Source organism: Affinundibacterium fentianense (assembly GCF_018139545.1).
Lineage (GTDB): Bacteria > Pseudomonadota > Gammaproteobacteria > Burkholderiales > Burkholderiaceae_D > Undibacterium > Undibacterium fentianense.
The window spans coordinates 1-12,017 of record NZ_JAGSPJ010000009.1 but is presented as its reverse complement, the minus strand read 5'-3'; the positions used below and the strand labels follow the sequence as shown (position 1 = coordinate 12,017).

Annotated in this window: 9 protein-coding genes; all 9 read right to left on the bottom strand. The window is 47.6% G+C overall.

Annotation, left to right across the window (positions count from 1 at the left end):
• Positions 1 to 7,249: Ig-like domain-containing protein (locus tag KDM90_RS17535; protein ID WP_212676927.1), on the bottom strand; the 7,249-nt coding region annotated here is incomplete at its 3' end.
• 83 nt (positions 7,250 to 7,332) lie between these two features.
• Positions 7,333 to 7,935 (bottom strand): hypothetical protein, encoded by a 603-nt coding sequence (locus KDM90_RS17530; RefSeq protein WP_212676926.1) that lies wholly within the window; start codon positions 7,933 to 7,935, stop codon positions 7,333 to 7,335.
• Between the two features lie 70 nt (positions 7,936 to 8,005).
• Entirely contained in the window at positions 8,006 to 8,530 is a 525-nt protein-coding gene (locus KDM90_RS17525) for a phage tail protein (protein WP_212676925.1), read from the bottom strand.
• Positions 8,531 to 8,539: 9 nt separating this feature from the next.
• The gene (locus tag KDM90_RS17520; RefSeq protein ID WP_212676924.1) at positions 8,540 to 9,073 is read right to left on the bottom strand and encodes a phage tail protein; all 534 of its coding nucleotides are present in this window, start codon (positions 9,071 to 9,073) and stop codon (positions 8,540 to 8,542) included.
• A 36-nt stretch (positions 9,074 to 9,109) separates the two neighbouring features.
• Complete coding sequence (locus KDM90_RS17515) at positions 9,110 to 9,625, bottom strand: phage tail protein (RefSeq protein ID WP_212676923.1); 516 nt, start codon at positions 9,623 to 9,625, stop codon at positions 9,110 to 9,112.
• 9 nt (positions 9,626 to 9,634) lie between these two features.
• Positions 9,635 to 10,171, bottom strand: a complete 537-nt coding sequence (locus tag KDM90_RS17510) for a GNAT family N-acetyltransferase (protein WP_212676922.1) — start codon at positions 10,169 to 10,171, stop codon at positions 9,635 to 9,637.
• A 50-nt stretch (positions 10,172 to 10,221) separates the two neighbouring features.
• On the bottom strand, positions 10,222 to 10,689 hold the full coding sequence (locus KDM90_RS17505; RefSeq protein ID WP_212676921.1) for a DUF6916 family protein: 468 nt from the start codon (positions 10,687 to 10,689) through the stop codon (positions 10,222 to 10,224).
• Positions 10,690 to 10,721: 32 nt separating this feature from the next.
• The gene (locus tag KDM90_RS17500) at positions 10,722 to 11,039 is read right to left on the bottom strand and encodes a DUF6916 family protein (RefSeq protein WP_212676920.1); all 318 of its coding nucleotides are present in this window, start codon (positions 11,037 to 11,039) and stop codon (positions 10,722 to 10,724) included.
• Between the two features lie 367 nt (positions 11,040 to 11,406).
• The coding region (locus KDM90_RS17495; protein ID WP_212676919.1) for a DUF4214 domain-containing protein at positions 11,407 to 12,017 on the bottom strand (611 nt) is incomplete at its 5' end.

Sequence of the window (12,017 nt, the reverse complement as noted above, 5' to 3'; positions counted from 1 at the left end):
TTAGATTTTGGTCATTCCAAACCGTCAAATAGGTTGGGTCGATGTCATCTTGTTGACTCCAAATGAGCGAGCTGACGGCATCTTGTTCGATATCTTGGATACCGTCGCCGTTACCGTCACCTGTGCCCTCACCCTCGCGATTCGGTACATTCGCTTCCAGCCAGTCAAAAATTGGCGTTTGATCACTACCAATGCTGAGTGCGGGGCCTTGACTACCGCCAATTAAAAGACGGTCGCTAAGATCTGTGATGCCATGTTCGCTGCGTAAGTCGAGTTGCAGCTGCCCATTGCCTTCAATGCCAGAAATCTTGATTTGATAAGTGCTAGGATTGACCTGGGTGATGCCGCTAATACGCGCATTAATGTCGCCACTCTTACTTAAAATGAAATCGCTAGCATCAACTCCTTTTACATCTTCGCTAAATTGAAGTGTGTAAAGAGCTTGATCAGGATTGGCTGAATCTTGAGCGACTTCAAACGCATCAATTTCTGGTGGAAAGCTATCACGTACGCGAACTGTCAAAGTATTGGTAACGCTCAACCCGCCGGCGTCGGTGCTGCGGACAGTAATTTCGTAATCTCCAGCACTGAGTTGCTCTGGGTCCTTAACATGCAAGGCATTGCCGACGATGCTAAATAGTTGGCTGTTATCGCTACCGACAACGAAGGCATATTGATGGGTATCGCCCGGATTCATATCGGTGGTGTTGAATGTACCAACAAGTGCATTCGCACCAGCGCTTTGCGATACGCGTGTACTACTGAGATCGATCTTTGTTGGTGCGCCATTGACTGCCGTGGCGATGACACTTGTTAGCGAGTCCGTATCGCCTGCGACTCCATCGTGAATGGTGACACTGAATTGCGTTGTTTCGGTACTGCCAATCGCAACGCGACCAGTCGTCGGTTGGAAAACCAAGCTCCTTAGAGCCGCTTGAATTTGTGCTGGGCTCGCTGCCGAATGGACGTAAGTGAGGCCGCCATCGTTCGTGCTAAATCCGCTCAGCGCGAGTGACGCGACTGTAAAAGTTCCTTTCGCGGCCGTATCTAAAGTGACGCTAGCGGTTTCTTTCGCGTCAGGATCGTTATCGACAATCACAATGTTAGAGAATGGCGCAATGGTGCTGATATCTGTCAAACGCAGCCCTGCACTTGTGCCACTGATTTCAGGCGCAGTGTTGACGGTGTTGATCGTGAAATTATTCGATTGGGCGTTACCTTTTCCGCTATTGCCATGACTATCCATGACTCCTGCATAATCTAAAATAATCTTATTACTGTCATCAGCGACGCCAAAATTCGGTGTGTAGGTCGCAAGCCAAGTGACGCCGCCATCTTTGCTAGACAATGCACTTAAGTTGCCGTTAGGTACTTGTAAATCGCTACCATCTAAACCTGTGATTGCTTCACTAAAGGTGATAGTGACGAGTGTGCTTTCACCCACAGTTAATTGTGTATCGACTAGGCTGATCGTTGCAGTGGGCGATTTGGTATCGATCACAAAATTGGTTGTATCCTTGCTGCCTGTACCCGCATTGCCAGCAGAATCGATGATTCCTGAAAGATTAAGGCTGATGGAATTCGTGCTGTCTTCAATATCGTCAGCAGGTGTATAGCTGGCAGTCCAAGTGATACCACTATCTTTGGTGGAGAAATTACTCAAGCCTCCATTCGGCACGGTGAAATTGGCAGCAGTCAAATCTGTGATTGGTTCACTAAAGGTCATCGTCACTGTCGCAGTGTCGCCAATTTTGAGCGCGCTATTGTCGATACTGATGGTCGAGGTCGGACGGCGAGTATCAATAGAAAAATTTTCAGAATCTGCCGTTCCTGAACCTTTATTGCCAGCCAAATCAGTAATCGTCGACATGTCTAAGGTGATTGCATTCGCACTATTTTCGACATTGTCAGTCGGCGTGAAAACGGCTGTCCATGTTAATCCGTCATCCGAACTCTCAAGTTTGCTGATGCTGCCATTTTTGCTCTGGATATCGTCCGTTGTGAACGCTGTGACCTTCTCGGTGAAGCTAAATGTCACGGTTGCGGTTTCACCGATTTTGAGTGCGGTATCCGAGACACTGATCATGCTAGCTAAGCCAGGTGCGCTTGTATCTGTGCTGTATTTTCCAGATTCGATGCTGCCGACGCCCGCATTGCCAGCGAGATCGGTCAAGCCACTCAAATCCAGGCTTAAAACACCACTGGTATCGGATTTGCTTTCATTTGGCGAGAGTGTTGCCGTCCAAGTTACCCCTTTATCGGTGCTAGTGAGATTTGAAATGCTTCCATTCTGGCTAGTGATGTCATCGGTGGTGAAATCCGTGACAGCTTCGGTAAACGTGAATGTGACTGTGGCAGTTTCACCCGCATTCAGCAGGCTGTCGGATAGGCTGATTTCTGCGGCAAGGGCAGGGCGGACATTATCAATTTCGTAGTTGGGACTGCTCTCTTTACCTGAGCCATAATTGCCCATCACATCAGCTATGCCACTCATTGCGAGCGTGATGAGATTGCTGGTATCGCTAATCTCCTTGCTGGGAGTGAAGGTGGCGTGCCATGTTATCCCGTCTTTGGATTCCAAATTGGAAATCACGCCGTTATCGGCAGTGAGGTCATCCGTTGTAAAATCTTTGACTTCTTCACTAAAGACCCAAGTCACAGTAGCTGTTTCACCGATACTCAGTTTGGTGTCGCTCATGTCAATCGATTGACTGAGTGTTGGTGCAACACGGTCAATTGTTAGGACATTGCCACTGGTATAGCCCGTTGTAATCTGATTACCGACGATATCGCTAATTTGCGTCGCATTTTTATTGAGGTCAATGCGAATGTCGCCCGCACCTGTCAGGTGATCGATGACGATCGTATATTCATTGCCTTTGCCTGTTATCGACGCAAGTGAACCAGAGGCGTTACCTGTGGTGTTTAAACTGAAATCGCTGAGGTCAACACCATTGACATCTTCACTAAACGTCACTTTAAACGAACTTGATTCTGAATTCGTTGCCTTGTCACCGGTGGGGGTAATACTACTGATTGTCGGTGCATGTCTGTCGATTGTGTAAAACTCACCTGCGGTGTACGCGCCACTCACAAGATTACTTGCAGTGTCACTGATCGCTGTCCCAGAGCCATTGAGATCGAGTCTCAAGGTTCCTGTTCCACTCAGATTGTTGATCGTGACAGTATAGGTGTCGCCACTGCCTGAAATGGATGCGATATCGCCATCCGCATCGCCTGTCTTGCTGAGTGTTAGGTCATCCAGATCGAGCCCGCTTACGCTTTCCGAAAACTTTAAGGTAAAACTGAGCGAACTAGCATTAGTATTGTCCGCATCAGCGCGTGTAATGGAAGTCAGGCTTGGGACGGTTCTGTCAAACGTATAGCTCTCGCCAGCGGTATAGCCCTTGTTAAGTAGATTACCTCCAAGATCATTAATACTCGTTCCAGAATTATTGAGATCGAGGCGCAAGCTACCCTCGCCAGTCAGGCCACTGACTGTAATTGTATAGCTGTTCCCACTGCCGCTTACAGCAGTGACAGTGCCGGCCGCCGCACCTGTATTCGTTAGGCTGAAGTCGGCGATGTCGACGCCAGTTACACTTTCCGAGAAAGTGAGCGTGAAGTCGACGCTATCGGCGTTGCTGGGATTTGAGTCCGCACGGACTAAACTGCTTACAGTCGGCAGTTTGGTATCGGCACTGATATTCGCATTGGTGACGCTTGCTAAGTTATCTTCGTCAAGCGCGTTCTTGAATTTTTCAGCAGCAATACTGATAGCACCTGTGAGACTTTGGGTGTCATCGTTCGGTGTAAAAGTCGCAGTATAAATCTTGTCGTCTTGACCGTTGACAGCAAGATTACTGAGTACACCGCCGCTGACAGTGATATCGTCCGCATCGAATCCTATCGGCGATGCACTAAAAGTGAAGGTGATGGTTGCGGTTTCGCCTGCCTTAAGCGTGTTGCTGCTACTGCTGATCTCCACTGTCGGATTGGTTGCGACGCTAACCGTCAATTCGGCTGCGGCAGAACTTGCGGCACCATCGTTGACTTGAATGTTGATGACGCGATCGCCTTTCACTCCGGTTGCATCAAAGCTGATGTTTTGCAAAAGGGTCGACACGCGGGCGGGCGTTGCTTGCGCATTCAAATTAATGATCAGGCTATCACTTCCGGTGCCTGTGCCATTGTTGGCGATACTCCCGATGATTTGACCTTCAATCGTAATGGTGCTGCCCACAGCGGTCTGATTCGAAAGGCTCAGGTCTGCGTTGGCTCGTATGCCTAATGTATCGCCAGTTTGACGGCCGCTAGCAATGGCAATACTGAGGTATCCACCATCCAGATTGGCGTTGTCGATGTCAGAGACGACGGCCAAGACTGCTTGATCAATCAATACTGCCGCTGCGCTAGCCAAGACCGATTGGTTATCTGCACTGGTGAGACCTGTGATAACCGGCGCGTCGTTCGCATTGGTGACTGTAATAGCGATGTCCTGGTTGTCTGTGAGAGTACCATCTGAAACGGTCACGGTGATGTCATAGACATTGTCTTTGCCCTTATCCGCTGGGCTTTCAAAGTCTGGCGCATTTTTGAAAGTTAAGGTGCCGTCACTAGAGTTGATATCGAAAAAACTCGCATCAGTTCCCGCGATACTATATGTTAAAGTCGTGTTGGCATCGACATCGCTGGCGACGACTTTGGTGATACTTGTTTGGTTCTCCGCAGCGCTGACTTTTGCCGTTGCGCCTCCTCCGTTACTCGTGATGACTGGGTCTTCGTTAACATCTGTAATATAGACGGTGATAGCTTGTTGATCTGATGCGCTTCCGTCTGACACTTTGACAATCACATCGTAAGAATTGCTCTTATCGCCGTCAAGACGTTCTTCAAAGTTCGGCGCACTAATGAACGTCAAGTCGCCAGTGCTCGTATCAATATTAAAGAACGAGGCATCTGTACCAGAGATGCTATAGGTCAAGGTCTGTCCGACATCGACATCCGTCGCACTAATGGTAGCGATCTTGGTTTGGTTTTCGTCTGAATAAAGATTTGCTGTTGCTGCGCTTTTATTGTTATCAATTCGAGGTGCGTCATTGATTGATGTCGCGGTGATTTTGGTCGCCGTATTCGCTCGGCCATCACGCGGCCCATCGTTAGGCGTTATCGTGAAAATCGTTTGAACGGTATTGCCGACGATGACTTGATTTTGTGTCGGATAAAAAACGAGGCTTTGTAGGTCTTTGCTTAGCGTTGAAAAATCTGTTGTTGTGGTATCGAGCGTGTAGTTCCCGGGAGTTCCTGTGATCCCTTCGCCCGACAAGCTACCATTTGCTGCGTTATAAGTAATACGTACTCTACCGCTGATAGAGTCCACGTCACTGACAGATAAATTTTTAAAAGGTTGGATGCTAGCCTGGTCTGTAAGTGCGCCATTCGTGGTAAATGTCCCACTGAGTGTCGGTGGATAATCTTGTGGTGTGGAGAAAACAGCGGTGTAATCGACTACCTCCACTGTTCCGCTCACAATCAGATCATTTTGATTTTTATAGGAGTCGCTGATCCACACTCCCGTCGCGCTGTGGTCTGAATGCAGGCTAGGGATGGTGACAAGTTGGTTTGCATCGTCGATTAGCTGCGAACTGGTCACGGCCGAGGGTTTAAAGCCATCGATGAAGTACGCGGAGTTGGACGTGGCATTTGCGCCGCCCACCGCAAAATAATTGCCAGAAGTATCGGTCGCGATAGTGCGTATCAGGTTTGCTTGAATACCCGTATCGACAGTCAAACCTAAGCTACCGTCTGCTCCTAATGTTTGGACAAAATAGCTGTTCGCAGTGTTCCCAACGCCTGAGGTCAGGTCTTTGCCGAATAGGTCAAATCCTCCACCGAACATCGGGGCAATCACCGCCGCACTTTGAAAAAAAGCGGTATCGTAAGTGCCGACAAGTTGATTGGAATTATTCCAAAGTGCGACCTGACTTGGTGTGAAAACGTCGGCACTACTAATCGGTATCGCAATCATGCCGTTCTCATCGATCGCTGCCTGCTCGACAATCGGTGTGCCCGAAGCGTAGACCTTGCTGACTGCGCTGCCTATCGTGGAGCCGTCAGCGGCATATCGTTGAAAAAGTACAGCAACAGTTTCATTACTTGACGCTGTTTCGGTCCACAAAATGACGAATCCACCATCCGCATCTGCGAGGAGTCGAGATGATGGGCTATAGGAGTTAATCCATAATGGCGCAGTGGTGTTCTGAGATTCACCATTGCTATTAAAAAGTTGCAGACCGTACCCAGACCGAGATTGACTGGCGACCACAAATCCACCATTTTTGAGGGCGATAATTGATGCACTATCGTTGGTTTGCGTGACACTTTGATTGTGTGTTTGCCCGTCGTTGTTATTAACGACATTCGCCACCGTTCCAGATAAACTGATGGTGTTGACGTCCCCTTGGCTGTTGACGATGCTTACACTTAAATAATCTAAATTCGGTGTCCCAAAGTAGTCCGCGACCATGTTTGCATGCAGGACAACCCGTTCGCCACTAGACAGTTTCACCGCACCTAACATCGCCATTGGCTTAGTTCCCGGGGCTCTGGTGTCTATGTAATCGCTCCCAGAGGATAGGAAGACCTGATTGCTGCCGTCGATCAGACTACCTAATTTGCTCTCATACGCGTTGATTGCGAGAGTGCGGTCTTGGACCAGAGTGTAGGCGTCTGAAGTGGATGCGATGATTTGTCCATCACTGTTTGCAACCAACTCCATATTCCAATCACCATTGAGTGAACTGGGGCCGGTCGTATCAGTTGACGCCGCGACAGTTGCGCCGGTGCTAAGGGCAAATTCTTGAACCAATTGGGTGCCGCTCTCGAGTTTGGCGAGGTCGCAGCCGTACAGCACAATGAGACCATCTGTCGTGAGTGTTTGTCCAAGATGATGTAGTGCAGCTTGTTGTGAGTCGCTTGTGATATTCGTTAGCGTAAGGTGTTCTGATCCTAACTGTAGATCTGCATTGCTAGCGTGAGAATAGATATGCAAAGTACTGATTTGGATTTGTGCTGGCAATACGTTCAGAATATCCTGAATGCCATTGCTCTGTCCGTTGATATAAATGATCTGAACATCGTTCGGTAATGCCGCTGCGATTTGTTGATAATCTTTCAGACGAGTATCGATGACGGCGAGTTGTATTACGTTGGAGTTATGGGAAGTCAGAGTGTGTAGTTCAGTATTCATCGTTTTTATCATCGAGCTGGCATTACTTGATCAAGGCTATGTGCAATCGCATTAGCGGTTAAGTGTCGAATGTCGGTAGGAAGCTATTTCAGCGGGCGTCGACTTACAATCTTCATGTGCATTCCACCGAAAGCATTTGGACCGGGAACAGAATAGAAATGTAAATCGCCGTCGATTGTTTCCGTGCCTATCGCGTTCTTGGCGATGCGTCGTTCTAGTTCGACGGTATTCGTTGGGCTTGAAATACTGACGTTGTATTGCACATTTTTCAGATCAAGGCTTTCAGGATTTTGCAAAATTTCCGTCGCGCTGAATCCCACAAAAACACTGGGGGACGTATTCGTGGGATCGCCAAATGCAAAGACATAATTCGTTTGTTTGTTGCCCGTAAAACGAATCGAACAGTCTTGGCCTGAAATGCTGATTGGGTACACCACGCCCTTCGTCAGCGGGTTTCCTGATTCGCTTAGATAGGTTGAATCAACGATGCCATCATAAGTGCCTTGCACCGCGGTAAATAGTTCTTTGACCGCTCCGCTACAACTGAAACCAGGCGTGCCTTGTGAAGTGTTATTTCCTGCTAAGTTTGTGGAGGAAGTGTTGTTACCGCCTCCGCAGCCACTGAGTGAAAAGCAGAGGCTCAAGAGTAAGCCAGGAAAAACTAATTTTGAATGTGCATCAAACATGCTGAGTTGCCTATTAAATCAGGATTGAGTCGGTAAATTGGTGCTTGCTTTGATTTGTTGGTGAACAGACCTATGTACGCGGTGGAAACACACCTTGCATTGCGATGGCAAAATTCATAGTGAGATAGGGCTGCATATTGTTATGCGGCTGACCGCCTCCCGCTTCTGCCAATGCGCTTGCATGCATGGTGCCAGACGCTCCGCTTATCGGCGCAAATAGTGGGACGCCGCGCGCACCAACCGCTAAACCTGCTCCACTTGGCGAAGTAGAATTCCCCGCAATATTATTGATTTGCATCGTATGGTTGTGCGAAGGAATTTCTGCCGAAGTCAACGTGACAGTCGATTGACCAACGGGGTCTCCGAGTACTCGCTCACTTAGTCCAGGCCCTTGGCCTGACCCTATTGCAGCGCGGCCGCTAAGATTGGGTAGGGCAAAAGAAGTTCTACCATCGCCACCGTAGGTGATCCCAAGCAGCGAGAAGAGCGCTGTATTTTGCGATATGGATAATATTTGTCCATCGCACCATGCCCAGCCTCTTGGTGCAAAGTTAAATGGAAAGATGCGGATTTCCGCGACGAAAGGATCTGCCATGATGTAACCTTAGTTGGGGCTGGGGAAAAGACCAAAAAGCGAAATGATGTAATTGATACCTAGGCTAGGCATCATATTTGTATGCGGTTGACCTCCACCGACAGAGTTCAACACTGCTGAGTTCAGTTTGCCATCATTCGCGTCAAAAATAGTCGAGTTGGAGTAGGCTTTGATCGAGCCACCAGCGAAGGTCTTGCCGATCGGCGTGGTATGCGTTGCATTGCCTGTTGGTGCAGATGCTGTGGGCGACTTTCCACCCAAATTATGACTGTGAGCAGGTATTTGATTGACTGATAAGGTAACTTCTTCTGCACCACCTGCTTCACCGATTACAAAGCCGTTGCCTAGGTGAATTGGGACGCGACTTCGCAGGTCCGGTACAGCAAAAGTCGATACGCCATCTCCACCATATGTGGTGCCAATTAAATAGAACAAAGTTTCATATTCGGAAATCGATAAGATTGAGCCGTCACAGAAACGCCATCCTGCTGGGGCGAAGTTGCCAGCAAATATCCGAATCTCGCCTATATAGGGTTGCGCCATATTTCTAAACCTTTGGGTAAAGTAAATTAGTACTATTTAGTATGGTGATGGGAAAAGCCCTTGCAATGCGATGCAAAAACTGAGTGTCAGAAACGGCTGCATGTTTAAATGCGCTTGCGACCCACCAATGTTATTGGTGTTCGGAAGACCCGAACTGGACGTTTCGTAAATTGATCCGGGTGATAGATCGGAGAACAGAGGGTTTGTCGTTTGCGCTATTGTTCCATTGGTTGCATTGCTCAAGTTGGCGCGTTTGTTTGAAGCATTGATCAAATGCCTGTGGACAGGTAATTCTGACAAACTGAGTGTATGCGCTTGTTCACCACCTTGTTGTCCCAGTGTATAACTATTCCCTGCATGGATGGGTACCCGACCACGCAGATCCGGCAAACCGAAAGTAACCCGACCATCGCCACCATAGGTGGTACCCAGTAGCGAGAATAGTGCTTGATTCTGGTTGATTGGTAAAAGCTGACCGTTGCAAAGTGCCCAGCCTTTTGGAGGGGAAATAAAGCTGAACATCCGTATTTCGGACAAAAAAGGTTCTGCCATAGTGCTCTCTCAATGAGTTGCGCTGTAAGTGCCAGCGCCTTGGTTATCAAATTGTTGGGGGCAAATTGTTGGAGCGTGCGCTGGTCGTACGACAAATAGGTAAGCGCCGCGTTCCTCGATTTCCTTAAAGCCTAGCCGTGCATACAGGCGACGAGCGGGGTTGCTATGCTCCACATGCGCGCTGACGCTTAGCTGTCGGCCGTCAGCTTCGTTAATGAGTTGTTTTAATAAGCTTGAGCCGATTCCTTGATTGCAATAGGCAGGCAATAAATTAATATCGATAATACGCATTTCTTCTTTGCCACGATGGACATACAGACGTCCAATGATCTTGTTCTCAATCAATACGCATGCGAACTGCGCTGATTTGTAATGCGTTTGATAGTGATGATGTTGGGCATCAAATTGCATCGCAAGAAATTGATCTTTTTGTTCGTCGGACAAGGGAAAATATTGCATCTCCTTGGCACGCGATGCATAGTAAATTTCACGCAAAATCGGCATGTCGTCCGCTTGAATTGGACGTAGGCTGATGGAAGAATGCATGTTCATAGCTTGCATGATAATTAATAAGAACGACCCGCTAGTTGGACAAATTAACCGAAAACGACTTCGAAAAATTGGGTGCCGTTTTCGCGTTTGCCAATCGGGGAAATGAATACTTTCATTTCGCCGAGCCGCCGATGCTGCAGTGTCTGAATTGCTGGAGCGAGAGAAATCGGCTTAAAGCTTGCGAACTGTAGACTAAATGGTTCAACGCGCAGATGCGATGGGCGTGGATCATTTTCCCGTCGATGCGACGCAACGTCTTCCAATCGTAAACTCGATTTACGTAATCCATTGCCTACTAAAAACTCGGTGCCAATGCATGCTCTAAAGTCGTCAATGCCGAAATCATTTAGACAAAGATGCTCTGTTTGCGACAATTTACTTTGGCATCGCTCTGGCTGCTCGGCTGTGCTGGAATCATACGCGACACTGGCTGGCGTGGAGAGCGAGGTGAGCGCGAGAGCACTTCCAATAGAGAGAAAATTGCGTCGCTTTAAATTATGCTGACCAGACATCCAAAACTCCGTTATAAAAGAAACTTCTTGATTTAATTAAATATAGCTTGGTAACGCATTTGTCGGCTGACTGGGTCGGGGCCGATTGGAACGATAAACATGTCAAACAACCCAGTGGTCGGATTATCAAATCGATAGATTTGTTGAGGAAGAGCCTCTTGTTGATCCGATTCGAAAATAAGTGAGAAATGCGCTATAGGATGTGTTGGACTGCTCGCGGGACTTTCACGAAGCTCCGAAACTGAAGTCAATTTGAGCGCAATCGGATTGTTAGCAGCTGCCTGAACCTGGAAAATATGATTGATACAGGTCAAGAAAATCGGATGTGTTGGCAGTGTCATTGTGAGCATGAAGGAAATAAATTGCTCGCAATATTATTGATTCAAAACTTGCTCGTCAAGCTTAAGTGCATGTTTTTAAAGCGTATTTTTGCTTACATGTAAAATTTTACGTCACTATAATCATAAAATAAATAGTTCTATTTATTTTTGTTTTCTTGTGGAAATAAAATGCATTCTGAATATTTCCATGTTGCAATTTTGCATTGAATTTGCGGATTATTTAAAGGAGGAAATTGCCCCCTTAATTCAATGTTTATGTTTTTAAAAAGGCAATTACTTGCTGTCTTTCCGCTTATCGTATCGAACACAATAGCACGGCAATATCAGAAAAAAGGCCACCATGACTCAAAATGGTGGCCCGATCTTCGTTTGTTGATTAGAGGTAGTCTGTCACCAGATGCATCCCAACCAATTCGACTTGCGGCGAGGAGTGCATGAGTGCTGCGACTTGTGAAACGGAATTGGCGGTCTGTAGACTCAATAAAGCTGCCTCCAAACTGTCATCCGACGCATCGACCTTGGTCAATAACAGTTTAGCCGCATGGTAAGCGACATCAAGGTCGGAAGCCTCACGAGGATCACTCGCACTACCAAATTTCATCGCGAACTCTAAACCTAGATCGACACGATTGAGCAACGCATTCTGACGCACACTCGCAGCCCAATAATCTGCATCACTCAAGGCTTGAGATTTTTTCGCAGAAACTAAATCGGCGGTGATGGTTGCTAAGGCAAACTCGGCAAGCATATCGGGACGCGATTGACCTTGATTGATTTTACCCGTCCAATATGCGATGCCTGTGCTGTCACCTTGATTGCCTAAACCCTCTTTGTACATGACTTCAACAAATTGTTGATTGCTCAAACTAGCATAGTCACTGAGGAAACGAGAATGTCCTGCAAAAGCCCGAGCGATATCGGTCATGGTTTTGCCATGTTCCATTTCACTGAGCCAGTATTGCAAGCCGCTGTAGTCAGGCGCGCGGT

Coding starts and splice junctions, on each gene's coding strand:
- KDM90_RS17515 (WP_212676923.1), bottom strand. CDS start 9,625: ATGGCAGAACCTTTTTTGTCCGAAATACGGATGTTCAGCTTTATTTCC.
- KDM90_RS17510 (WP_212676922.1), bottom strand. CDS start 10,171: ATGCATTCTTCCATCAGCCTACGTCCAATTCAAGCGGACGACATGCCG.
- KDM90_RS17505 (WP_212676921.1), bottom strand. CDS start 10,689: ATGTCTGGTCAGCATAATTTAAAGCGACGCAATTTTCTCTCTATTGGA.
- KDM90_RS17500 (WP_212676920.1), bottom strand. CDS start 11,039: ATGCTCACAATGACACTGCCAACACATCCGATTTTCTTGACCTGTATC.
- KDM90_RS17520 (WP_212676924.1), bottom strand. CDS start 9,073: ATGGCGCAACCCTATATAGGCGAGATTCGGATATTTGCTGGCAACTTC.
- KDM90_RS17530 (WP_212676926.1), bottom strand. CDS start 7,935: ATGTTTGATGCACATTCAAAATTAGTTTTTCCTGGCTTACTCTTGAGC.
- KDM90_RS17525 (WP_212676925.1), bottom strand. CDS start 8,530: ATGGCAGATCCTTTCGTCGCGGAAATCCGCATCTTTCCATTTAACTTT.